Below are 22932 nucleotides of genomic sequence, written 5' to 3'. Positions count from 1 at the left end.
CCCTTGCCCGCCTGAGCCTCGCGCTTCGGCGGGCTTTGCCTTCCCCCCAGTTCCAGGAGGACTCACATGCTGAAAATCGGTCACGCACTACTGATGGGCGCCCTGCACGCGGCGTACGACGACACCACCGGCCCCCTGCCCCCTCAGTACCGCAGCGGGCAGAACGACCGCTACCTCACGGACCTCGCCGTGGACGACATCGAGGCCGATCAGGACTTCATGGCGCCCCAGGTCTTCCCCCGCGTGGACGTGCAGCGCGACCGGGGCAGCTACACCGTCTGGGACCGTGGCAGCCTGCTCAAGCCGGAGTTCCGCGACCACGCGTACGGCGACCGCCCCAACATCGCGCACGTCAAGCAGGACGAAGGGGACTACAAGGTCTTCCACCGCAGCCTCGAGCGCGTCATCACGCCCAACGACCGCGCGAACGCCCGCAACCCCCTCCAGCCCGAGGAGGACGCGGCGCTGTACCTCGCTGGGCAGGCCCGCCTGGACCTCGACCTGCGCTTCATTGACAAGGCGCTGCGCGTGGACGCCGGGTGGGGCTTCCACTACCAGGGCGTGGACAGTAACCCCAATCAGGCGGCGGACACGCCCGAGTTCCTGCAGTTCGACCAGCCTGGCGCGACGCCCGGCCGACTGGTACGCGGGCGTTCCCAGCGCATGAAGCTCATGACGGGGCGCCGCCCGAACGTCGCTGTGCTGGGCGCGGATGTGTACGCCGCCATGGTCTTCAACGAGGACATCGTGGACCGCGTGAAGTATGTGCAGGAAGGCGTGGCGGACCGCAACCTGATCGCCCGGTACCTTGACGTGGACCGCGTGCTCGTGGCGGACGGTGCGTACAACAAGGCGCTGGAAGGTCTGGGGGACGACTTCCAGTACCGCGTGGACCCCAAGGCCATGCTGCTGACGTACGCCGCGCCCCGCCCCAGCCGCACGCAGCCCAGCGGAGGGTACATGTTCGTCTGGAGCAACCTGTACGAGCAGTTCGAAGGTGACCAGGAGCGCATCGCGGACACGCTGGCGCTGCTGCGCCGCGGGTACGACGACCGCAGCGGCGTCCGCTGGGTGCAGGCCCACACGGCGGCCACGTTCAACGTGGTGGCACCCGACCTGGGCATGATTTTCAGCGACGTGGTCGAGCAGAGCGCAGCGGACTGGTAAGTCCCGGGAAGGTCACCATGAGTGAAGAACACTACGTCGCGCTGAGGCCCCTGCGGTTCGGTCGTCAGGAGCTTCAGCCGGGCGATCCGGTACCGCTGGAGCCGGGACGCGACTACCGCCTGATGCGTCGCCTTGGTCAGATTGGCCCGGCGCACGCTGGGTTTGCGGCCACACCGCAGAACCTGTCCACCCCCGCTTTCACTCAGGGTCAGCGGGTGGTCTTCATTGGCATGGACGGCGCGCACAGCCTCGCGGCGTTCCTGACTCGCGCGCAGGCCTCCGAGGATGACGCGGAAGCCCTGGACGTCCCTGTGGGCGCAGCGGTGGCTGCCGTGCAATTCGAGGACGACCCAAACCCGGTCGTGGTGCGCCTGGACAGCCTGCTGCCTGAGCAGCCCACGCTGCGGTTGATTGAGGACCTCGGCGCTCAGAGCGGGCCTGCCTCGCTGTGGCAGGAGGGCAGTCTGGTCGTGTGGGTGAACGCGGACGGCGCGCCGCAACTCATGACCTTCGAAGGGCTCGACAACCCGGGTGATGTCCAGTCCGCCCGGGTGCGGCCGCTCGCGGAGGACGGGCAGCCGCACCCGGGCATGCAGCAGGTGCGCCTGGAGGACCTGCTGCCGGGCGTCCCCGCGACGCGCCTCCTGGCGTTCGAGCAGAACCGGGTGGCGGAAGCCGCCGCCACGCACGCTCAGGCCAGTGAGGTGCAGCTGGCGCTGGTCGACAAACTGGAGGAGCGGATCACGTTCCTGGAGCTGCTGGTCAGGGCCGTCCGGGAAAACGGCGAGGTGATTCCCGGCGATTTCCCGGCCGCTGAGCAGCTCGCGCAGAATGGCGTGGAGACCCTGCCCGGCCTGCGCATCCTGGTGGACGGTGAGCAGGGGAGGGCGAACCTCATGGCGCTCGACGCCATCGGGGCGAGCCGTGCGGACAAGATCCTCGCTGCCGTTACCGCACTAGCCCCAGCTGATCCGCCCGCTCCGGAGGGCTGATCGTGACGGCGCCTGCACCGATCACCCTGACCCCGGAGCAGCTGACGGCCGTCAGGACGTACGCGACCGCTGCCGCGCTGAACTATCACGACGCCCAGGTACCGGAGGATGACCGCGTGGATCTGTACGCCGCGTGGATCGTCCACCAGGACCTGCGGCTCGTGGCGGCAGACGTGCTGGAGGCCGCGTGCCTGAGGGCGTCCCAGCAGGCCGCTGGTACCAGCGCCGGCGCGGTGAAGCGCGTGAAGGTGGAAGGCGAGGTGGAAACCGAGTTCTTCGCTTCGACGCCCGTGGACAGCGTGACGGCCTCCTCGTGGTGCGCGCGCGCCGAACGCCTCCGGAAGCAGGCCTCGTCCCTCACCGGGGGCGGCTCCCGCCTCGTGCCGTCGCCCCTAGCGGGCATGGTGGCCGGTGGCAACACCGAACCCGTGTTCCGCATCACCCGGCCCTGCGGGGAGGGCGCGTGAGCCTACAGGACGCCATCCAGAAGGGCGTGGACGCCACCACCACCCCTGAGATGCTGGCCCTGCGGTTCCGGCATCAGTTGACCTTCCGCCTGGGGCCGCACACCTGGGATGTCCGGTGCAGCGTGCGGGACCCACAGCGCATCGACCCAAAAGCTCTGGCCCGCATGGGACAACTCACCAACGCCCAGGGAATCGCCACGTCCGACCTGCGCCTGCTGACCGTCCACCCGGACGACACGGTGCCCGTGCCGGGTGCGACGGCCGCCTGGGATGACGGGACGCTCGAAATTCTGGAGTGGAGTCAGCCCAGCGACTTCACCGGCCAGCGCCTCGGCACCTGCGCCCTCCGGAGGCCGTGATGGTCGAGCACCTGCGCGACCTGCTGCTCGCAACGCTTCCCCAGGGCACCCCAGTCCTGCTACCCGAGGAAGCCCAGGAACCCTTCACCGCAACCACCACGAAGGATGCCCAGGGGCGACCGAAGGTCGGCGGCGGAGAGCGCGGCCTGGGGGCGTACCTCACCGCCCGCCCACAGGGGTACGTGCAGGTGGAAGCGCCGCAAGGCCTGTCCGCCGGACTGGGCCACCAGTACCTCATTCAGGTCGCGTGCGTGGCCCCCACCCGGGCGGCCGCGGACGCCCTCGCCCACACCGCCGCCCGCGCTGTGAGCAGCCGCGCAGGCGGACAGCAGACCCGGTACACCCTCACCACGCCGCCCAGCAGCCGCGCCCTAAGCGTTCACGCGGCCTGGGCTGGCACCTTCATCCTCACCGCCCGGAAGGGCTAAGGAGCACCATGACGCTACCTGCCACTGACTACAACGAATTCGTCAAGAACCCCGGCGCAGCCGATGAATCCCAGATCGTCACGCGCGGCTTCCGCATGTACGTCCGCCCGCACGTCAACGGCGCCGTCAACGCCGCCGGGGAGTTCCTATCCCTGGGCGCCACCAAAGGCTACGAACCCAGCAACGACGAGACCTTCCGCGAGTTCAAGGCGAACCTGTACGGCACGGAGCAGACGCTCAAGCGCCAGCTGGCCAACCGCACCCGCACGTTCAACTTCTTCACCGGCAGCACCAGCAGCCTCGACATCATCCCGCTGTTCTACGGCAGCGCCGCGAAAACCGGCGCGGCTGCCAACGCGGCCATCAAGGCCGTCGAGGACACCGGCAAGGCCACCACCTGCGACGCGGTCGTGGTGTTCGAACCCGACGCGGGCACGGGCCTAATCGCCTACTACCCGAGCGTGTCCCTGCGCGGCACCGGCAAAGGCGAGGAGGATGGCTTCGAGACCTTCGAATTCGAAGCGACCATCCAGGCCGCGAATGACTTCGTGGCCCCGGTCAGCCTGGTCGACATGAACGGCGAGAAGACGCCCGAAGGCGTCGTGTACCTCGTGCCGAAAGCCGAGATCGATCGCTTCCTGTACGACCTGTTCGACGCCGTCACCACCGCCTGATCCCTGTTCCTGTCCTGGCCCTCGCCTACGCGGCGGGGGCCTTTCAAATCGAGACACCACAATGACTGAACGAACCAACATGCTGGCCAGCATTCAACGCAGCGTGACGCTCCAGTGCGAGGTGACCGTCATCGTCCGCGCCTGGGGTCTCCTGACCGTCGAGGCGAACATGGCGGATTTCTTCGCGTTCCTGCGCCTGTTCCTCTCTGGCGTGAAAGGCCTGGACGCTGCCACCCCTGAGGAGCGGGACGCGCAGTACGCGCGGTCCCTGGGCCTGCTGCGCCGGGTGGTGCAGGCCAGCCTCGTGAACCCCGAGGACGCCGAGCTCCTCACCGTCGCGGATCTGCCCGTGATCGCCAACGCGATCTTCGAACTGAACCGGCTGGGTGATGTCGCGGGGGGACTGCTCGGCCTGCTGGGAGCGTGGCAGCAGGCCGTCGTCAGCGCCCGCGAAAGCGCGGCCGGAACCTCACCCTCGCCGAACTCATCGCCGAGCTGAACCCCAGCGAAGCAGAGAAACTGCTGACCTACCCGCCCGGCGTGATCACGGGAATCCTGGAAGCCCGTGGGCGCCTCGACGCCCGTGACCGGAAGGTGCGCCTGCACGACGCCTACCTCGCCGCCCACCCCGGCAAGGACGGTAAGGCGCTGCTCAAGCTGCTGAAGTCCCTGGAACGCGCCAGCCGTGCGCCCCTTACCCTGGAAGAACAGGCGAGCGAGCAGGTGGCGGCCGCCATGAAGCACCTCATGGGTGCGCCGTGACCCGGCGGCGAGGCGTGCATCTGGGCACGAACGCCCGCGCGGTGCGGGAGGACGTGAAGCGGCGCAAGAAGCTCCTGGCGGCCCTGGTCGAGCAGCGAGCGCAGCAGCTGGAGCAGCAGGGACTCGGCATGGCCGTCCTGGGCCTGAACGTCACCGTGTACGGCACCGAAGCCGGAGCATACGCCCGGTCTGAGAACCTGCTTCGCGGCCTGCACGTCACCGCCAAGCGGGCCCGGCGCGGGCTGGTGCAGTTCCGCGTCTGGAACACCGCCCCCTACGCGCCGCTGGTCGAGTACGGCACCTACGGCGACCGCACCAGCCCCGCAGAAGCCCAGCAGCGGGCCTCCGCGCCCGGCGCGCAACCCACGCCCCTGGTGACGGGCCGCAGTGGCGTGAACTACACCCAGCCAAGCCTCGCGCACACGCGCGCACTCGTCTGGATGCTGGAACGCTTACGCCTGGACGTGAAGGGCACGTGGTTCAGGGCGTGGCAGTGAAGCAAAAAAGCCGCACCTGCTATCGGGGGCGGTTTAATCTGCAAGGACATGGATAAGCGATACACCGTATTCGTTAGCAGTACCTACACCGATATGATTGACGAGCGGAATGCGGTCATTCAGGCCATTATGCGAGCTGGACATATTCCGCTCGGCATGGAGGCTTTCGGTGCAGCGAACGCGAGCTCATGGAAAGTCATCACCAAGACCATCGACGCTGCCGACTACTACGTCCTGTTGATTGCCCGACGCTATGGCTCAATCAATGAAGCTGTTAATCTTGGTTACACAGAACAAGAATTCAGGTATGCGGTTGAGAAAGAAGTGCCGGTGCTCGTGTTTCTCCTTGAGGAAAACGCTAGTTGGCCCGGCAACTATACTGATACTGAGGCGGATGCCGTGATGCGTCTAAGATCTTTCAGGGCAAGTGCTTCAAAAGATCGTCAAGTTGCTTTCTGGAAAAGCAAGGCTGATCTGCCATACGTAGTAATGACGGCGCTTACTAATACATTTAGCGACGATCCTCGCCCAGGTTGGATTCGACCATTTCCAATAAATAGCGTTGGAGTTATGGAGGAATTGGCTCGACTAAGTGAGGAAAATTCCCGTCTGAAAGACATTATTGGTCAGAAGCCTACTGTGTACGGGGGGGAAGAAGTAGACCAGATTCTGCATATTTTGGAAAATGAAAAATTGGATAAAATGTATTTTAATGTTACATCTCTAAGTGGCCCCGTGTCTATTAAATTCAAACCTATTGCAATGTTTATTCGTGTGGCGAGTCATCTGGAACATGGAAAATTTTTGGCTGATGGACTATATGAGTCTATAGCTGATTCTATCTTGAATGAAATGGAAATTCTAAGTTTTGTTGATAGATTGAAGGAAAATAGGGAGGCTCTCGTTAAGTATACAGAACATATGATCAGATTGTTTAGTAGGATGGAGATAATCAAATATCAAATCGAGCAGTACGAAGAGTGGGACTATGAGGCGAAGCCATTCATTTCTCTGTCAAATTTAGGACCTCAGCACCTGACACTTCACGAGAAATGGCGTCCTGAACGCAGTGCGACATGACAAAGGGCGGTATCTGGGTCTGTGACGAGCCCCGATACTGCCCGCTTCCATGCTGACACGTTGGCCACCTACCTGCACACTCGCTGGCCACACCGCCGTACGGACGCGCTCCGTCGTCTTGCCGAAGTGCTCCTGGCCGTGCTCCAGGCCGAGTCCACGCTTCACCGCAAGATCGCGCTTCACCTCCCCAGATCAGCCACGTTGGAATCAAAAACCCGGACGGTGGCCCGCGTGTTTCACGACGCTCAGCTCACGCCGCAGGACGTCTGTGACGTCTTGCTTCCCTTGCTGCCCGACGGCAAGCTCACCCTGATCATGGACCGCACCACGTGGCATTACGGTCAGACGCCGCTGAACATCCTCGTCTTGGGCGTTCTGCTTGGGGGCGCGGTGATTCCCCTCGTCTGGTCGATCCTGCCGCATCAAGGCAACAGCTGCACTGCTGCCCGGATCCTCCTGGTTGCCCGGCTCCTCAAGGTGATGCCAGCTCGCCGCTGGGCCGTGTTGATCGCAGACCGGGAGTTCGTGGGGCGCGAGTGGTGCTCGTTCCTGCGCTGGAAACGCATCCGGCACTGTATCCGCATCCGGGAGAACACCAGAATCGAGGATGAACTGGTGCGAGACCTGTTCACGACGCTGCAACTGGGACAGGTGCGCACCCTGTTCGAGCGGACGTGGGTCTATGGGGGCTGGATGCACGTGGTCATCACCCTGTCCCCTGCGGGGGACAGGGTGATCGTGGCCTCAGATTTGCCCGTCCTGGATGTGTTGCGGACCTATCGGCTCAGGTGGGCGATTGAATCGGCGTTCTCCGCGTTGAAAGCTCGCGGGCTGAATCTGGAGGCCACGCACATGACGGCTCCAGAGCGCATCTCTCGGCTCTTTGGCCTGCTCTGTATTGCGCTGGCCTGGATGACGCGGATCGGCGCGCAGCGGACAGAAACTCACGCCCCTCGTCAGGACAAGCGTGGGCGAGCGGTCGTGAGCGTGACGCGGATCGGGTGGCAGATCCTGAGTCAAGCGGCACGGTGGGGCGGCGAGGTCTTCTGTGACTGTCTACAGCTCCTCGGAATGCCGTTCCCAACCGCCAGCACGTCAGTTTCCCGAAGTGTCAGGTGCTGAGATTTAGGACACAAAGCGTACATAGAAACTCGGATGAGAGGTATAGATGCCCAATTGGAGTAAAAGTAGTTTAAGTTTGAGTTGAATCATTCAACTTGCCTTTAATCAATATTTACTCGTTTTAATATGAATATATCACTTAAAATATATGTGATAAACATAATACGTTAGAATTCTTTTATAATTAGATCCGCTGTGGTGACAATGAGCATGCGAAAAAATCAATAGGGTAGTGTAGAGATGTGTGCTGCCAACCCAAATGGCCGTAGGCGTAGAAGCCTTTCAATCCACATCCCTGAGCTTTACCGCATCGTACGTCTCGCTTTGCGCCCCAGCCGAGACGCATGAAAATTGAGCGTTCTGGCGAGTTTCCAGCAGTCGAACAGCAACAACCCAGGCCCACTCGGTATCGTCTACACGATTTTACCGATGGGCTTCGCGCCTATCGGAAAGATCTGTTTGCTGAGAGTCGTTACCTGCCTTTTCGACATCCCTCCGAGACCTCCATAGCAGCCCATCACGACCAACATGAGTCCCGTTCTTCAGATAAGACAGCGATTTACACCTCCACCCCTACCCGCGAAAGGCGGTGAGCCACCATGCAAGATCTCAACCTTCAAGGCACCGCCGACCTCACCGACCTCTTCGGCAAACTGGACCAGTTCGAGAAGCGACTGACCGACCTGGGCGACGTGGCCATCGTCGTGAAGCCCCGCGTTGACCTGGGCGACTCCCTGAAGCAGCTCGAGGACTTCGCGGGCAAGTTGCGCGAGGCGGGACTGACGCCCGGCAGCCGCCCGGTCACGGCGCCGAAAGTGACCGTCCCTAGCGCGCCTTCCGCGCCGAACGCGCCAGTCGGACCCAGGACCGACGACATCGCCAAGGCCGACGCGCTGAAGAAACGCCTCGTGGAGATCCACAACGAGGCGGCGATCCTCCGATCGGACTTCATCGCGGCGGGCACAGCGGCCAACATCACCGACGAGGAGGTCGCGCAGCTCCAGGGCCGCGTCGAGACCCTTCAGCGGGAACTGCGGGAGCTGCGGCCCATCGCCGAGCAGACCTTCGGCGCCGCCAGTGGCGAGGTGCGCAAGCTGGCCCTGACGACCGAGCAGCTGCAGCGCACGATCACCGGCGCGACCGGGCAGATGAGTCGCCTGGGCATCGCCAGTCAGTTCAAGACGGCGCTCGACCAGACGCAGATCTTCCAGAACCCGCAGGGGAACGTGAACGGCATCGTGCAACTCGTGCGCGGGTACGAACAGGCCCGCCTGAGCAGCCAGTCGTTCCAGAAGACCCTCCAGCGGCAGAACCAGGACGTGGCGGCCGCCGAAACGTTCGTCGACAAGTTCGCGAGTCGCTTCAACGTGGTGCCCACCGCCATTGAGGCCACCACGAAAGTCCTGCTGAACAACGGGTACACGCTGAAGCAGGCGCAGGAGACCCTGGAACTGTACGGCGCGAGCGCCCTGGTTGCCGCGAAGGACGTGAACGGCGCCGTGGACGCCCTGGCAAGCGACGTGCAACTGGGTACCACCGTGCTCAGCAACCAGTACGGCATCACCGCGAACCAGGCGACCGCGTGGCAGCAGTACGCCAAGAGCATCGGCGTGGCTGCTGACGCCCTGATCGGCGAGCAGAAGGCAGAGGCGTACCTGATTCAGCTGCGCAAGGAAGCCACCCAAGACCTGCGCGAAGCGGACACCATCCTCGAAGGGGTAGGGGGCAACCTGGGCGAAGCCAGCCAGCAGTACCGCGAGGCTCAGAAGCAGCTCGGGGAGGCGCTGCTGCCCGCCGTGACCAACGGCGCCAAGCAGTTGACCAACTTCCTGAAGGCCTTCAACGAGCTGGACCCTGCCGTGAAGGACAGCATCGCGAACCTCGTCGTGTGGGGCACGGTCCTGGCCGGGGCGCGGCTGCTGCTCAGTCCACTGTTCGGGCTGCTACGCAGCGGCGTGGGCCTGTTCACGAAGGTGGGTGAAGTGGCCGGGAAGCGCGCGGCCGCGGGTGCCGTGGCGGAACTGGGCGGCGCAGCGGGGGCAGCCGCGCCGAAAGCGGCTCAGCTTGGGAAGGGCTTGAAGGACATCAGCGAGATCGGGAAGCAGCCCGGCCTGTGGACGAAGATCAGCGAAGGCGCCAAGAGCGTCGTGAGCCCATTGAAGAATGGTGCTGCGGCGCTGGGGCGTTTTGCAGTGAGCATGGCTGCCAGTCCGGCCACTATTGATAACGGCATAAGTTTGAGTCCATCAAATGCTGAGGCAGGTCGATGTACCGAACCCGTTGCCAAGCCGTCGTCAGCTTCGCTTTCAGCATGCCCACTGAGCGGGCACAGAAGTTCCCCAGCACATTCCGCTTCACGTACGCCCACACCAGCTCGATCGGATTCAATTCCGGAGCGTACGGCGGCAAAAACACCAGCGACAGGCGTTCGTGGCGCTCCACGAACGCCTGGGTTGCCTTCGCTCGGTGAATGCCCGCGTTGTCCAGCACCACCACGATCTTCCCCTGCACATGGCGCAACAGATGCTGGAAGAACCGGGTGACGTCCCCACTCCGGATCGCCCCAGGCTTCGTGTGCTGGAAGAATCGACCGTCCGAAGTGATCGCCCCGATCGTCGAGAGTTTTTCCCAGTTGGCCGGGAGTATGACCAGGGGCGTCACGCCCCTGGTCGACCACGTTCGTCTTCGCACGCCTTTCAGCGAGAAGCCAACCTCATCCAGGTACACCAGGGTGGCGCCCTGCGCGACCTTTTTTTCCCAACTCCGGAGCCACCTGTTCTTTCCAGGACGCGATCCGGAGTTCATTGCGTTCTGCTGCCCGTCCATCCGGCATCTGGGGCGTAAACCCCAGCTGCCGAAGCATTCTCCGGACGTGATCGGGGTGGTACCACACGTCGAAGTGCCGCCCGATCAGGTCTGCGACTCGTCTGGTGCTCCAGGTCGGGTCAGGGAAGCCATGGTGCAGCGCACCCTCCCGCAGGAGGGTGCGGACCTGTTCAAGCTGGGCGGCGGTGAGTCGCGAGGGGCGTCCTGTCGTCACCGTTGCCTGGAGACTGCCGGTGCGCTTCAGACGTTTCTTCCAGTTACTGACGGTGTGTACGGACACGCCGAAGTGATCGGCAATCGCCTGCTGTGAATGCTGGCCCCCTTGAAGCCAGGGGGTCGCCGCCAGTCGACGTTCCTCCAGCTGCGCCCGGGAGTATTTGGATGGATGCCATTCGGCCACACCTCCAGCATACCAGCTCGTATTTACATCGTTATCAATAAAGCCGGGCTGTACGGCATCGTGTTGGCCCTCGGGTACGGCGTGGGCGCCCTCATCCAGAAGATCAAGACCTTGAACGGCCTGACCATCGGGGAGAACGTCCAGAATTTCAGCCTGAAGGCGTTCAGCGGGTACTCGCAGGGGCAGGTGAATGAACTGCGAATCGAGCAGGCCCGGAACGAGGTCTTCAACAAGGTCACCCGCGAGCAGGCCGACGCCCTGGCAAAGGCCCGCGAGGAGAAGGACAAGGACCTGCGGTCCAGCAAGCTCCGCACGCTCCAGCTGGAGAAGGAACTCGCCGTCGAGCAGGCCGCGCTGAGCCGCGCCAAGAGCATCGGCGACAGCGGCGCGGCCCTGACCATCCAGGACCGCATCAAGAATCTCACGACCGCGCTGGGCCTGGAACGCCAGAACCGCGCGACCATCGACGCGAACATCCTCCAGCAGCAGCGCCTGCAGGACCTGGAAGCCAAGCGCAAGCCGGTGCTTGAGGCCCTGAAAAAGCAGCAGGTCGAACTGGCGAAGCAGGACACCGACATTCGCATCAAGGCCAAGAGCGACTTCGCGCAGGACATGGCCACCATCGCCCGTGACTTTCGCGAGCAGCGCAAGAAGCTGGAGAACCAGCTGAAAAACGAGAAGGACGTCGTGATCCGCGCCGAGATCCAGACGACCATCGACAAGCTCGACCGCGTGCAGGAGGCCGCGCTGGGGGCCCGCGCCGCCGAGGAGATCCGAAGCGGCCAGGAGGAGATCGCCTCCGCCCAGCGGGCTGTCGAGGATGCCCGTGTCGCGGCCATGCAGGACGGTGTCGCCAAGCGCCGCGCCGAGCTGGACGGCGAGCTGCGCGATATCCGCGACCAGTACGCCCCCAAGATCAAGGAAGCCCTCGAAGCGGCCCAGCTCACCACGGGCAAGGACCGCGCGGCCTTCCAGAGCCAGGCCGGGCAACTCCAGGCCTTGCAGAAGGAAGCGGAGGCCGCCGCCAGAGGGGCCGCCGAGCAGGACCTGCAGCGGATCGAACAGGAGGAGCAGGACAAGACCGAGGCTCGCGTGCAGGCCGCGCGGGACGCCCTGACCCGCGTGCTTCAGGTGCAGCAGGAAGGGGCTGAGCTGGCCGCGCAGGTGACTGAGCAGCAGCGTGACCGCGAGGTGGCCGTCGCCGGTGCCACCAACGCCGCCAAGCTGCGCCTGGAGCAGCAGTACGCGCCGGGCATCCTGGCCCTGCGGACCCGCGCCGCGCAGGTGCAGGAGCAGGTGGACACCGCAGGTCTGCGCCGCACCCTGGCCCAGCAGCTCCGGGACGCCCGGGACGCTGAGGAGCAGCGCGGCACGCTGGAAGTCGCCGCCCGGGAGGAATACCTGGGCCGGGTGCGGCTGCTGGAGCAGCAGACGGCCCAGAAGGTCGCGCAGATCCAGCTCGACGTGCAGGAGCGGGTCCGTGAGGCGCGACTGGCCGCGCAGCAGGACGTGCTCGACCGGGAGCTCAAGGGCATCAGCGCCGCGACTGGCGCGGAGCTGGCCAGCCTCACCCTGCGCCTCAAGGCTCGCCGCGCCGCAGCGGAAGCCGCTGGGGACGCCGGCGCGGTCGAGCAGCTCACCGACGCGCTGGGGAAAGTGGAGGACCTGAACCTGGACCGCGTGACGAAGTTCAAGGGGCTCGTCACGGACGCCGCAGCGGGGGCCGCCGAACTGCGTGACCGGCTCGGAGACGCGGTGCCCAAGGGGGCAGTGGCCGCGGCCCGCAGCGAGGCTGCCAATCCCTTCAACAGCGTCATCAAGTCCGCTGAGGATCGCATCAGCCAGCTGAAGAAAGCCTTCGGCCTGATCAATCAGCCGACGCCCGGGCAGACCGCGCTGTTCCGGAAGTCAGTCGCTGAGCAGCAGGCCGTGATCCGGGACGCGCAGTTGGAACGCAACCGCGCCGTGCTGACTGCCGAGCAGGCCGCGAACCGGGAACTCCTGGCCGGGCAGCGAGATTTGGCGCGTGGTGAGGTCGAGAGTGCCCTGAAAGTCGCGCAGGCCGACGAGCAACGCGCCTCGCTGCGTGCCCGGCTGCTGGGTATCGATCAGGCCCGCCTCGTGGAAGTGAACGCTGAGCTGCGGGCGCTGGAGGGACGCTCGAGCGCGGAAGCTCGCGTGAAGGACCTGAAGGCCGAGCAGTGGACGTTGCAGCAGAACCTCGCGCAGGCGACCGAGGAGGACCGTCAGAACGCCGAGGCACTGGCGGGCAGCCTGATCGCCGTGGCTCAGGCTCAGGCGGACCGGCTGGACGCCCTGGCACTCACCGACGTGCAGGTGGTACAGGCGAGGCAGAACCGCCTCGCCCTGGCGGCCCGTGAAGTGCTCGAGGCACAGCGGCAACTGGACCTCGCGGCCGCGCAGGGGGCAGGCGAGATCAAACTGAACGGTCTGCGTGCCGCGCGGGTGGAGGCCACCACCCGGCTCGTGCAGGCCGAGCGGTCCCTGGCGGCGCTCGCCGGGGAGTTCGTGGACCGGGAACTCACCGCGCAGCAGGCCCGCGTGCGCGCCCAGGCCCGCCTGACCGGCGCGGCGGACGACGCGGTGGCGGCCGCCCGCATCGAACTGGGCCTCGTGCGGCAGCAGCTCGACGTGGACCGCGCCCGGCTCGCCAACGCGGACGCGCTGGGCCTGAGCGACACGCAGCGCGTGCAGCTCGCCACTCAGATCGAGGAGGGCTCCGCTGGTGTGGCCGAGCAGGAACGGGCCGTTACGCGGGCCCTGCGCGACCGCCTCGCCCTGGCCCGCGACATCGAGCAGGCTCTGCTGGGTCTGAGTGACGCCGCCGGCGCGCAGGACACCGCCCTGCAGGAGGCCGAGCGACGCGCCGACCGCACCACCCAGGCGGTCGCCCGCGCCCGGCAGGACGTGGCGGACCTGCTGGCCCGCGTGAACAGCGGCGGGACCTTCACCGCTGACGATCAGCGGACCCTGACGGGCCTGACCGACGCCCTGCGTGACCAGCAGGACGCCGTGCGCGCCCTGGGCGAGGAGTACGCCCGGCAGGTGGGGCACATCGACACGCTCTCGGACGCCGTGAAGGGCCTGAGCGACGTCGTGCGGCCGCAGGAGGGGCAGCCCTTCAGCGTGCAGCGCGAAGCGCAGGGTCTCCAGCAACTTCAGGCGCGGCGGGAGCTGGCGCTGCGGGCGCTGGAACAGGCCCTCAATAGCGGGAACGCCGAGCAGATCGCCCAGGCACTCGGGAAGGTCACCACGCAGGAGAAAGCCTTCCGGGAACAGGTGCAGCGCCTGCAGAAAGAAGGCTACGCCCCCTACCTGAACCTCGTGGACACCCAGCAGCGGCGCGTGCTCAGTGGCGTGAAAGCCGCACAGGGCGTCCTTGACGGCCTGATCGAGCGCGGCGCGGACAACCTCACCATGGCCGACCAGCTCGCCAAGGACGCCAGGGGCAGCAGCGGCGATCAGGTGCCCCTCCTGGCCGCCGAGGCGATCAGCGGCGCCATGACCACCGCCTCGCAGAACCTCGCCGATCAGGTGCTCAGCAGCCTGGGGGACGGCGGGCAACTGGTCGCGGACGCCATTGCCAGGGCGTTCCGTGAGGCCTCCATCACGCTCCCCACCCCGCAGACCTCCACGCCCACACCCGGAGATACCGTGAATACCACGTACGCCATCTACTGGCAGAACCAGGAACTCCCCACCCCGCCCGACTACCGGGCCATGTGGGACCAGCTGGTGCCGCACGCTGAACGCTGGGCGAAGAACCAGGCGCGGAGGGACCCGTGCCGGCCGTGACCGCCCTGTATCCCCTGCAATTGGAGATCCAGACGCCGTACGGGCTGGCCGTGCTGCCCGCCCCACCGCCCACCGTGCTTCAGGCCCGGCGGCTTGACGAGGTGCGCCGCAGCCGCAGCGTGCAGGGCCGCGCGATCCTCAGCCGGGCGCAGGAGGCCGAAGGGTGGGAGTTGACCCTCGCCATTCCTGAACGCAACGGCGTGCCCCTCGACGTCGCGCGGCCCCTCCAGCAGTGCCAGCAGGGGGATGACACGGTGATCACCGAGAACTACACCGACCGCGCCGCCGTCCGGATCTGGGCGGCGCGCGTCATTCAGCCCGACACCGGCAACTGGATCAGCGGAAACCCCGAGGATGGGGACCGCTTCACGCTCCAGCTGCAATTCTTCGCCTACGGGTACTCGTGAGGACCACATGACCAAAGCGCTCCAGCTTCAGGACGAGAACGGCACCCCGTTCTCGTCGTTCAGTTTCGGGACGGCCAGCCAGTGCTGCGCGTGTTCCACCAGGGCGAGTGGTACGGGATACCCATGGCGCTGGAAAGCGCAGGTGGCCCGCCCGTCTGACCTCCGGTCACGTCAGTGTCGCCTGCCCGGTGTCTCAGCCGGAGGGTTACCAGAGGTGGGAGGCCTGGTGCTCGAGGCGCAGGTGATACTCCAGCTCATCAATCACGCCGCGCAGCAACGTGGGGTTCGTGGTGACCTGCGCGCGTTCCGTGAGCAGTGTGATCGGCGTGGTCCGCTCGCCGTCCCACGTGCGTGCCAGAAGCGCAGCGAGGCGTACCCGCTCGCTGTCCAGGGTGACGGGGGGCACGACGTCATCAGGGAGAGGCGACGTCCACCGACGGATGAATTGAGTCACGCCCTCTAGCGTACCGGCGATCAGTCGGAGCAGTGATCGACCCTGACCGTTTGTTGCCTTCATGAAGCCCCTGTGGCCCCCACCGTCGTCCGGCGCGGTGGGGGCCGTCCCTTGCAGCCGGAGAGGAGTTCTATGACCAATCTGATTCGACAGCTGGCGAGTTTCTTCCGGGTGCCTGAGCGTGTGGCACTGATCTTCACGGATCGTGGCGACGGCACGAGCGGCCCGGTCAGTCCGGACAACCCGGTGCCCGTCACAGTGACGTCGTCTGAGGTCGTGCGGGCCGAACCGACCTACGCCCTGATCGAGGATCAGGTGGTGGACGGCCCTCTTCCCGATGTGCCCGCCTGGGCCAACCGCGCCCTGCTCCGCGTGACGCGCGGCACGCTCTGGCTCGGCTACGGGGACTCCCAGGATTCCCCTGGCATCCCTATGGGCGGCAGTGTGGAACTGACTGGCGTGGAGTTGCAGGTCACGCGGTGCCGCACCTCCGATGGTGGCATTGCCCGCGTGGACTACTGGCAGGTGGGCTGATGCGGATCGTCACGCCACCCGCCAGTCCCACTGCGTTCCGGGGCGCGCTGGTCCGCCTGGTCACCAACACCCCGGTCCCCCACGCGGCCGACACCCCGATTGCCTGGGGGACGGCGGTCTATGACACGGACGGCATCTGGAGCGCGGCTGCCCCCACGCGCCTGGTCGTCCCCGCCGGGGTGTCCCGCGTGCGCATCACGGGATTCGTCTCGCTGCAGGACCTGGGCGCTGGGACGCCCGGCATCCGCGTGTGCGTCATCAAGAAGAACGGCGCGCGCTTCCCGGGCGGGCAGGAGCTGCTCATGGCTGGTCAGCCGTTCCTCCTGCCCGCCGACACGGCGGCCGTGCCCGTCGTGCCCGGTGACTACTTCGAGGTGTGTGCGTACCAGAACAGCGGGAACGCCATCAACACCGACAGTGTGAGCTACCCGATGCACGCCAGCCTGCAGGTGATCGCATGACCCGGTACCCCCTGGTGGATCTCGTGGCGGCTCTGGCGCACCTGCACCCGGCGGCGGACAATTACCGGGATTACCGCGTGGCGACCGATCACCTCGCGGTGGACGGTTGGATTGACCACTGGGACCTGCCGGTCGCGCCGCCCACGCCGGGCGAGGTGGCGGCGGCCGCGCAGGCCGCGCGGGCGCTGGAGCCCCTGCGGCAGGACCTGCGGGACACGCAGGCGATGCTCGACGACCGCTACCGCCTGTACAACCGCGCGAACGCCAGTGGAAACACAGCCGCAGCCGCCGAAATCCAGACGGAAATCACTGACCTGCTCGACTACATGAAGGAGCTCCGCAATGCCCCCAATCCTGCCTAAACGCTGCCCGAACTGCGCGACCCGCTGCGTGAAAACCGGTGCCGACCTCGCCTACTGGGCGTGCCCGTCCTGCGGCTGGACGGACGACCCGGCGGTGCTGCAGCCGCTCGACGCGCCGACTGCGGAGTCCGCCGAGGCCGTCCCGCTCCCCGCCGAGACGCAGTAACCCACGCCTCTCACGCCCGCTCTGACCCCAGCCCAGGGCAGTTTCCATTCGAGGCCACCATGCCAGCACAACGAACGCGCGGCCCGCCTGAAGAGGCATGGGCCGCGTTGTGAAGGTTCAACGTCTGACTCTACTCACGCCGTGCGTATCAGCCGAATAGGCTGCGCACCTTACTTCTTGTCTTTGCGCTTCGTCCCGCTGCCTTGCCCTGCACCCTTGCGGCTGTTCCCGAGCGCCTGCCCTTTCTCGTAACTGGCCTGCATCTTCTGGCGAGTCTGCGCGACGAGATCCTTAAAATCCACGAGGCCAGACTCAATGGCTTCCACGCTGGGTTTAATGGTGCTGGTACGACGGGCGGCAGCCAGTTCACGGTTCGTTTCTTCGAACCATTCATCGAACGCCGGCGTGTGATCAAAGATCATCTCGCGCGTGTCCTTCTGGTAAGTGTCATCACTGCCCCTACGCGTGAACTGTTTGGGCATCGTGAAGCGTTCAGGGAGGTAGGCGCCATCGATCTTGCCGGAACGTACGGCCTCTTGGAACAGCTTGATGAACGTATCGCTCCGCTGGGGGTTGCTCAGTTTGTGAACCTGCTCGCTCAATCTGACATAGGCCATAGCAAGGGTTATACGCGTCCGTAATGAGTTTGGTCAAACACATGGATTGTCTATTCAAGGAATGAGGAAAATCTTTCCTGAAAGCAAGCCTCTCCACGCTGCTCTGGAAGAGCACATGAACGCGCGGCCCACCGTGAGGAGTGGGCCGCGAATCACTGCCGGGTCCCAGTGTCCACGCTGCTGACCCGGCCCATACCAGACCACACGTTCTCCTCGCGTCCCAACGACTCCCGTTGGGGCGTTCTTCATCTCACCAGGAGCCTCATGGACAAACCTTCCGTTCCCCCCCTCTGGGTCCTCGCCTTCGGCGCCGCTGGCCTCGGCCTGGTCGCTCAGCTGGGCACGAGCCTCGCCATGGACATGGCCAAGGACCGCGCCAAGCTGTACGGCTTCCTCCTGCTGTCCCTGGTGTTCAGTGCGAGCACCACCGTCCTCCTGGCGCAGCTGACCAGCCTCGACGAGTACGTCTGTGCGACCATCGGCACGCTCGCCGGGGCCATCCCGCCCCTGTGGACCCTACGCGCGGCGGTGAAGCTCATCGGGCAGAAGTACAACGTCGACCTCGGCGAACTCACGAACCCCGGCGGCCCCGCGGCGCCGAAGAAGGAAGGTGAAGCGACGTGATCATCGAAGGGTACTGGCTGAAACTCATGTGGGCGGTCCTGGCGGGCGGGTGGTTCCTGTCTGCCCTGGTCCGCCTGCTCCTCACGGCACTGTCCTGGCCGGAACAGCGGACCCGCCGCCTGTTCGCCGTGTTCGTGCACGCCGTGGCGGGCGTGTTCTTCGTGTGGCGCCACGTGAACGGGGCGGCCACCATTCCAGCATTCATCCCGATCGAGGAGACGTACCGCAACTGCGCCGCGCTGCTGCTCGTCGTCTGGGCACTCCTCGACGGCATCTGGGCAGTCCTCGGCATGACCGAGCGGCGTGCGCGACTCATTCAGCAGGGAAGGGGAGAGCATGATCACACCTGACCTCATTCGCGCACTGGTGCCCACGCTCAGTGCCGCTCAGGCGGCCCAGGTGGCATCTGCCCTCGCCGATCCGGCCACACGGGCAGGCATCACCACCCGGGCCCGCGTGGCGGCGTTCCTGGCGCAGCTGGCGCACGAGTCCGCCGGGTTCCGGTACCTCGAGGAGATCTGGGGCCCCACCCCCGCACAGCGGCGCTACGAGGGTCGCGCGGATCTCGGCAACACGCAGCCCGGTGACGGATACCGCTACCGGGGCCGCGGCTGGATTCAGCTCACTGGGCGGCACAACTACCGCACGTACGGGGCGCTGCTGGGCCTACCGCTGGAAGCACAGCCTGACCTGGCAGCCCAGCCCGGTACAGCCGCGCGGATCGCCTGCGCGTACTGGGACCAGCGGAAGCTGAACACCCTGGCGGACGCCGGGGATTTCGAGGGCATCACGCGGCGCATCAACGGCGGGCTGAACGGCCTGCCGGACCGGGAGGCATACCACCGCCGGGCGCTGGCCGCCCTGCCGGCGTCCGCCCCAATCCCGCGCGTGTTCCTGCGTGACATGGCTGGGGAGAACGTGCTGTGGGACGGGAAGGCCACGATCTACAACGGCTCACGCCTCACCCTGTATCCGGATGGTGCGCTGCAGCTGGAACGCGAGTAGGCCCGCTGTGCCCCATGGGGCGCTTCCCAATCCACCCTCTCACCGGCCCCTGCCTCAGCGCGGGGGCCGCGCCACATCGAGGTCCACCATGAACCAGTTCACGATCCTGTCCGCCATCGTCGCCCTCGGCACCGCCACCCGCTCCGGAGCGCTGCTTGATGCCCCCACCGTTCAGCCGTGGCTCGACAAGCACCTCCCCACCCTCGTCACCAAGGCCCAGGCCCTGCGCGACGGCGCGACGTGGACCGAAGTGGGCGCCCTGCTGGAAGCCGCGGTGCAGGCCGCCCAGGAACTCAAGCCCGTCCTGGCAGGCACGGCCCGCGCGGCGTTCGTCCTCGCGGTCGTGCAGTCCCTGGTGCGTGAGTTCGCCCCACCCAGCGCCCAGTGGCTCCGCCTGCTGCTGGACAGCCCCTTCGCGGCCATGCTCGTCGAGATGGCCTTCCGGCGACTGTTCCCCGGCGGGTAGGTGCACAGGTAGGCTGCGAACGTATGCTCACCGCCACTGTTGCGTCCGAGAATCGCGCGGCCCTCTGGACTGCCCTGACGACCCTGCCCATCTCCTGGAGCGCAGTCCCCAGCGAAGGCATCGCGCTGCCCGGCGACCTATCTCTCTCGTACAGTGACGCGCCAGATGGCGAAGTCGCTCACTTGAAGATCACCCTGTACGCGTCCGAGTCGCTGGAGGAGTTGCTGGACGGCCGAGGGCCGTACACCGAGGAGGAACTGGACGACCCGTACGCCGTGATTGACGAGTACTGGATTCAAGCCCATTTACACGTGGACGCCCTGACGGTAGAAGCGGCCGGCGCGATTGGGTTGCCGGACGTGACCGGGCAATCGAACTGGCTCCTGCCGGACCGAACGATCTCCCTGGGGCTCACCCAGGCGGACAAGGAAGAACCGATTGAAGTCTGCGCCTGGCTCCTCCCGCCAGGATTGACGGCAGATCGCATGCACTTTTGAGGGGCGACGCACCCTCGGACAACTCAGGCGGTTGCCGAGTGAGGAGCGCCCTCAATCGCCTACACTGAAGGCCGCGATGAAACGTCCAGACGCCTACGTGACCCTGTGGGAGCGGTACTTTCCACAGGTGCGCGTCCCCACGCCCCTTCTCTACGTCGCGGCTGGCGTGGCGATCTTCACGGCTGGAATGGCTGCCGGTGAGTTCCTCTATACCCTGACGCACAGGTAAGTCCGTAGTCGCCTCCACCCTGGACTGCGCTGGGATGGGGCCGTTCATCATTTCGGGTGGGAGTACCCTGGCCGGATGACGTTCCTTCCCGGCCGCCCACTCCCCGCCGATCCGCAGACTTCCTCAGAGCGCACCCTGTACCACGCCCAGCGGACGTCCGGAGAGATGGGCACCATGACCCGCGAGGGCGGCACGTGGCAGTGGCGCCTGCTGCGTGGCGACGGCCCGGACGCGTAGGGTAGTGGCGGCTGGAACGACCTGAAGACTTGGGTCAGCACATAGAAGAAGGCGACCCAAAGGCCGCCTTGATTTCTTGAATATAGAGCGGTATTCACCCCTGGTCAACCCTATCCACTGACTTCCGGCGCGTCAGCAGGCACGTGGTACGCCAGCGGGTACTTCTCCGCCCTCCACGTCTCCGCAATCCGCTCCCACGTCATAGCCTGCCCCGTGAATGCTGGGATGGCCCGGCGTGCTGCTGCCGCGTTGGCATACGGCCCTAGCTGCCGCACGACTTCCCCAGTCTCCACATGACTCACGGTGACAAAGACCCTCGGCGTATGGCACGGCATGCCAGCAGCATAGAGGCACCCCTCATTTCACCCCTACCCCCGCAGAATCAGCGAGAACCAACACGAAAAACACTCACCCCGGCACCCCAACCACCCGCCAGAGCACGGATGAAATAGAACCAACACGAACGGGCCTGAGTGGTCACAAGGCACCTTACAAGCGATAGGTCGGGGGTTCAAATCCCTCACCGCCCACCACGGACGGGACCGGACGCCACAGTGCACCGGTCCCGTCTTCTGTTCCTGCTCTGGCCGGTGCGTCAGCCGGTCCGGCCGCTGCGGTACGCGAGGGCCTTGCCCGCCACCGCGCCGTCGGTGCCCAGGCGCGTCAGGTGCCCGACCCAGCCGGAGACCGTGCGCGTGACCACGCCGGGTTCACGGCCCGATTCGGCGGCCTGCACGGCGCGGCGCATGGCGGGCAGCGGGTCGGGGATGGCCGGGCCGTGCCCGGTGGCCAGCGTGCGCAGCGGCACGTCCAGCAGGGCGCGGGCGGCGCGGGTGGTCTGCGCCGGGTCGTGCGTGCCGAAGGTGGGCAGGGGGAAGGCGGCGTTTAGGACGCTGGCGACCCGCAGGCGGGGCACGTTCACGAAGGTGTCGCCGCTGTAGAGCGCGCCGTCCCGATCGTCGAGGTACGCGACGTGACCGGGCGAGTGGCCGGGCGTGTCGATGACCGTCAGGGACCCCACGCGGTCCCCGCCGCGCAGGAGGCGGGTGGGTGGGGTCCTCACGCCCAGGTCGGCGAGGTTGGCGGTGTCGGCCGCGCCGACCAGGAGCTCTGCGTCTGGCCAGTGCCGCATCAGGGTGTCGATGGCGCCGACGTGGTCGCTGTGCGTGTGGGTCAGGGCGACGCGGCGCAGCGGGAGCCCCAGTTGCCGGGCGGCGCGGTTCACCCGGCGGTCCATGCCGCGCACCCCCGCGTCGATGAGGGTCAGTCCGTCGCGTTCGGGCACGAGGTACGCGTTGATCAGGCCGAACTGGGCCAGCCGGATGGGCGGCCGGGTCACCGCGCGCCGCCGTGCACGGTGCTCAGCAGGGCCGCGCCCAGGAAGACTGCGGCCGGGGGGGGGCCCGCGACGGCTGCCAGGGCCAGCGCAGCGAGGCTGAACACCGCGAGTTTCACCGCGGGCGACGCGGCGTCCCTGGCTGGCCGTGTGGCGCGGGGGGAGCGGAAGATGCCCCAGACGGCTGCGAAGGTGGTCGCGGTGGCCAGGACGGCGGGTTCGGTGGTCAGGGCGAGCAGGTCGGCGGCGCTGACCCGGTCCGGCGACACAAGCTGAACACTGTTCGCTTTCATGGTGAACACCGTACACCTTCAGCGGAATGGCGTCAAGACGTACACTGTTCACCGTGCCGTACCCCGCCAAACTCACCCCGGCCACCATCCTCCGGGAAGCGCAGACCCTCCTCGACCACGGCGGCCCCGACGCCCTCGCCATGCGGCCCCTCGCCGACGCACTCGGCGTGCGCCCCGGCAGCCTGTACCGCCACTTCGACAGCCGCGCCGCCCTCCTGAACCAGCTCGCCGAACACGCCGCCGACGCCCTGCGCGACGACGTCACCGCCGCCGCCCATGCCCGGACCCCCCGCGCCGCTCTGGACGCCATCGCCCGGGCGTACCTGCACTTCGCCCACACCCGCCCCCACACCTACGACCTCCTGATGACCCCGCGCCCCGAACAACCCCCCGGCATCAAGACCACCGCCGGAAAGCACCTCTGGAATGCCCTCCTGGCCCACGTCGGCGCGCTGAGCGGCAACCCCGACGACACCGGGCACGCCGTCGCCTACTGGACCTTCCTGCACGGCGCGGCCAGCCTCCAGCGCAGCGGCCTGTACGGTGCCAGCGGGCCGCAGGACGGCCTGGACATCGGCCTGAACGCGATCCTGGACCGCATGGAACGCGCCGCGCACCCGTAACCTCGCTTCCAGCCCGTCCCGCACGGGGGCG

30 protein-coding genes are annotated in these 22932 nt (G+C 66.3%); 25 read left to right on the top strand and 5 right to left on the bottom strand.

What is annotated here, in order from left to right; translation table 11 throughout:
- Nucleotides 1-66 precede the first annotated feature (66 nt).
- From SY84_RS01625 to SY84_RS01580, 11 genes are all read left to right on the top strand, one after another.
- Entirely contained in the window at nucleotides 67-1167 is a 1101-nt protein-coding gene (locus SY84_RS01625; RefSeq protein ID WP_046842537.1) for a hypothetical protein, read from the top strand.
- 17 nt (nucleotides 1168-1184) lie between these two features.
- Entirely contained in the window at nucleotides 1185-2159 is a 975-nt protein-coding gene (locus SY84_RS01620; RefSeq protein WP_157882853.1) for a hypothetical protein, read from the top strand.
- Between the two features lie 2 nt (nucleotides 2160-2161).
- Nucleotides 2162-2626: a hypothetical protein gene (locus tag SY84_RS01615; protein WP_046842535.1), complete on the top strand. Its 465-nt coding sequence runs from the start codon at nucleotides 2162-2164 to the stop codon at nucleotides 2624-2626.
- Nucleotides 2623-2985 carry a hypothetical protein gene (locus SY84_RS01610; RefSeq protein WP_046842534.1) on the top strand — a complete coding sequence of 121 codons (363 nt, stop codon included), beginning with the start codon at nucleotides 2623-2625 and terminating at the stop codon, nucleotides 2983-2985. The genes SY84_RS01615 and SY84_RS01610 overlap by 4 nt, the downstream gene beginning before the upstream one ends.
- The gene (locus SY84_RS01605) at nucleotides 2985-3413 is read left to right on the top strand and encodes a hypothetical protein (protein ID WP_052751000.1); all 429 of its coding nucleotides are present in this window, start codon (nucleotides 2985-2987) and stop codon (nucleotides 3411-3413) included. Before SY84_RS01610 ends, SY84_RS01605 begins: the two co-directional genes overlap by 1 nt.
- Nucleotides 3414-3421: 8 nt before the next feature.
- Complete coding sequence (locus tag SY84_RS01600) at nucleotides 3422-4087, top strand: hypothetical protein (protein WP_046842533.1); 666 nt, start codon at nucleotides 3422-3424, stop codon at nucleotides 4085-4087.
- A 61-nt stretch (nucleotides 4088-4148) separates the two neighbouring features.
- Nucleotides 4149-4586, top strand: coding sequence for a hypothetical protein (locus SY84_RS01595; protein ID WP_157882852.1), 438 nt, complete (start codon nucleotides 4149-4151; stop codon nucleotides 4584-4586).
- A gap of 41 nt (nucleotides 4587-4627) precedes the next feature.
- The gene (locus tag SY84_RS01590) at nucleotides 4628-4849 is read left to right on the top strand and encodes a hypothetical protein (protein ID WP_046842531.1); all 222 of its coding nucleotides are present in this window, start codon (nucleotides 4628-4630) and stop codon (nucleotides 4847-4849) included.
- Complete coding sequence (locus SY84_RS01585) at nucleotides 4846-5346, top strand: hypothetical protein (RefSeq protein WP_157882851.1); 501 nt, start codon at nucleotides 4846-4848, stop codon at nucleotides 5344-5346. Before SY84_RS01590 ends, SY84_RS01585 begins: the two co-directional genes overlap by 4 nt.
- 48 nt (nucleotides 5347-5394) lie before the next feature.
- Nucleotides 5395-6426, top strand: a complete 1032-nt coding sequence (locus tag SY84_RS16120) for a DUF4062 domain-containing protein (RefSeq protein WP_081424478.1) — start codon at nucleotides 5395-5397, stop codon at nucleotides 6424-6426.
- Nucleotides 6427-6552: 126 nt separating this feature from the next.
- Nucleotides 6553-7548 (top strand): IS4 family transposase, encoded by a 996-nt coding sequence (locus SY84_RS01580; protein WP_081424459.1) that lies wholly within the window; start codon nucleotides 6553-6555, stop codon nucleotides 7546-7548.
- A gap of 2217 nt (nucleotides 7549-9765) precedes the next feature.
- Here SY84_RS01580 and SY84_RS16750 read toward each other — a convergent pair.
- A protein-coding gene (locus tag SY84_RS16750) for an IS630 family transposase (RefSeq protein ID WP_211117122.1) occupies nucleotides 9766-10774 on the bottom strand; the annotation gives its coding sequence in 2 pieces (ribosomal slippage) (nucleotides 9766-10305 and nucleotides 10307-10774; 1008 coding nt in all).
- Between SY84_RS16750 and SY84_RS16745 the strand changes: the two genes are divergently transcribed.
- Entirely contained in the window at nucleotides 10760-14590 is a 3831-nt protein-coding gene (locus SY84_RS16745; RefSeq protein ID WP_211117121.1) for a hypothetical protein, read from the top strand. The two genes, SY84_RS16750 and SY84_RS16745, sit on opposite strands and share 15 nt — an antisense overlap.
- A complete protein-coding gene (locus SY84_RS01565; protein ID WP_046842528.1) occupies nucleotides 14578-14997 on the top strand; it encodes a hypothetical protein in 420 nt (139 codons plus the stop codon). The genes SY84_RS16745 and SY84_RS01565 overlap by 13 nt, the downstream gene beginning before the upstream one ends.
- Nucleotides 14998-15202: 205 nt before the next feature.
- Here the strand turns inward: SY84_RS01565 and SY84_RS01560 are convergent, their stop codons facing one another.
- Entirely contained in the window at nucleotides 15203-15451 is a 249-nt protein-coding gene (locus SY84_RS01560) for a hypothetical protein (protein WP_046842527.1), read from the bottom strand.
- Between the two features lie 132 nt (nucleotides 15452-15583).
- Here SY84_RS01560 and SY84_RS01555 point away from each other — a divergent pair, with 132 nt between their 5' ends.
- From SY84_RS01555 to SY84_RS16375, 4 genes are read left to right on the top strand one after another with little or no spacing between them, the layout of a single operon-like run.
- The gene (locus SY84_RS01555; protein ID WP_157882848.1) at nucleotides 15584-15985 is read left to right on the top strand and encodes a hypothetical protein; all 402 of its coding nucleotides are present in this window, start codon (nucleotides 15584-15586) and stop codon (nucleotides 15983-15985) included.
- Nucleotides 15985-16446 (top strand): hypothetical protein, encoded by a 462-nt coding sequence (locus SY84_RS01550; protein WP_046842525.1) that lies wholly within the window; start codon nucleotides 15985-15987, stop codon nucleotides 16444-16446. The genes SY84_RS01555 and SY84_RS01550 overlap by 1 nt, the downstream gene beginning before the upstream one ends.
- Nucleotides 16443-16808, top strand: a complete 366-nt coding sequence (locus SY84_RS01545) for a hypothetical protein (RefSeq protein WP_046842524.1) — start codon at nucleotides 16443-16445, stop codon at nucleotides 16806-16808. Before SY84_RS01550 ends, SY84_RS01545 begins: the two co-directional genes overlap by 4 nt.
- Nucleotides 16789-16974 (top strand): hypothetical protein, encoded by a 186-nt coding sequence (locus SY84_RS16375; protein WP_157882847.1) that lies wholly within the window; start codon nucleotides 16789-16791, stop codon nucleotides 16972-16974. Before SY84_RS01545 ends, SY84_RS16375 begins: the two co-directional genes overlap by 20 nt.
- Nucleotides 16975-17144: 170 nt before the next feature.
- On the opposite strand, the gene SY84_RS01540 is transcribed toward SY84_RS16375, so the two are convergent.
- Nucleotides 17145-17591, bottom strand: coding sequence for a hypothetical protein (locus tag SY84_RS01540; RefSeq protein ID WP_046842523.1), 447 nt, complete (start codon nucleotides 17589-17591; stop codon nucleotides 17145-17147).
- Nucleotides 17592-17855: 264 nt separating this feature from the next.
- Here SY84_RS01540 and SY84_RS01535 point away from each other — a divergent pair, with 264 nt between their 5' ends.
- The 7 genes from SY84_RS01535 to SY84_RS16365 all read left to right on the top strand — a co-directional run bounded on the left by SY84_RS01535 (nucleotide 17856) and on the right by SY84_RS16365 (nucleotide 20649).
- Complete coding sequence (locus SY84_RS01535; RefSeq protein WP_046842522.1) at nucleotides 17856-18215, top strand: hypothetical protein; 360 nt, start codon at nucleotides 17856-17858, stop codon at nucleotides 18213-18215.
- The gene (locus SY84_RS01530; RefSeq protein ID WP_046842521.1) at nucleotides 18212-18565 is read left to right on the top strand and encodes a hypothetical protein; all 354 of its coding nucleotides are present in this window, start codon (nucleotides 18212-18214) and stop codon (nucleotides 18563-18565) included. The genes SY84_RS01535 and SY84_RS01530 overlap by 4 nt, the downstream gene beginning before the upstream one ends.
- On the top strand, nucleotides 18552-19220 hold the full coding sequence (locus tag SY84_RS01525; RefSeq protein WP_081424475.1) for a glycoside hydrolase family 19 protein: 669 nt from the start codon (nucleotides 18552-18554) through the stop codon (nucleotides 19218-19220). The genes SY84_RS01530 and SY84_RS01525 overlap by 14 nt, the downstream gene beginning before the upstream one ends.
- A gap of 88 nt (nucleotides 19221-19308) precedes the next feature.
- Nucleotides 19309-19686: a hypothetical protein gene (locus SY84_RS01520; RefSeq protein ID WP_046842520.1), complete on the top strand. Its 378-nt coding sequence runs from the start codon at nucleotides 19309-19311 to the stop codon at nucleotides 19684-19686.
- A gap of 23 nt (nucleotides 19687-19709) precedes the next feature.
- Nucleotides 19710-20183: a hypothetical protein gene (locus SY84_RS01515; RefSeq protein ID WP_046842519.1), complete on the top strand. Its 474-nt coding sequence runs from the start codon at nucleotides 19710-19712 to the stop codon at nucleotides 20181-20183.
- A 76-nt stretch (nucleotides 20184-20259) separates the two neighbouring features.
- Entirely contained in the window at nucleotides 20260-20412 is a 153-nt protein-coding gene (locus tag SY84_RS16370; protein WP_157882846.1) for a hypothetical protein, read from the top strand.
- A 75-nt stretch (nucleotides 20413-20487) separates the two neighbouring features.
- Entirely contained in the window at nucleotides 20488-20649 is a 162-nt protein-coding gene (locus tag SY84_RS16365) for a hypothetical protein (RefSeq protein WP_157882845.1), read from the top strand.
- Nucleotides 20650-21244: 595 nt separating this feature from the next.
- Here SY84_RS16365 and SY84_RS01505 read toward each other — a convergent pair.
- Together SY84_RS01505 and SY84_RS01500 are read right to left on the bottom strand one after the other, a co-directional pair.
- Nucleotides 21245-21988 carry an MBL fold metallo-hydrolase gene (locus tag SY84_RS01505; RefSeq protein WP_052750998.1) on the bottom strand — a complete coding sequence of 248 codons (744 nt, stop codon included), beginning with the start codon at nucleotides 21986-21988 and terminating at the stop codon, nucleotides 21245-21247.
- On the bottom strand, nucleotides 21985-22278 hold the full coding sequence (locus SY84_RS01500; RefSeq protein ID WP_046842517.1) for a DUF2568 domain-containing protein: 294 nt from the start codon (nucleotides 22276-22278) through the stop codon (nucleotides 21985-21987). Before SY84_RS01500 ends, SY84_RS01505 begins: the two co-directional genes overlap by 4 nt.
- Nucleotides 22279-22331: 53 nt before the next feature.
- Here SY84_RS01500 and SY84_RS01495 point away from each other — a divergent pair, with 53 nt between their 5' ends.
- Nucleotides 22332-22901: a TetR/AcrR family transcriptional regulator gene (locus tag SY84_RS01495; protein WP_245621377.1), complete on the top strand. Its 570-nt coding sequence runs from the start codon at nucleotides 22332-22334 to the stop codon at nucleotides 22899-22901.
- The last annotated feature ends 31 nt before the right edge of the window (nucleotides 22902-22932 follow it).

It is taken from the genome of Deinococcus soli (ex Cha et al. 2016) (genome assembly GCF_001007995.1).
GTDB lineage: Bacteria > Deinococcota > Deinococci > Deinococcales > Deinococcaceae > Deinococcus > Deinococcus soli.
Note: the sequence above shows the minus strand (reverse complement) of the source record. Positions and strands in the feature narration are given on the sequence as shown.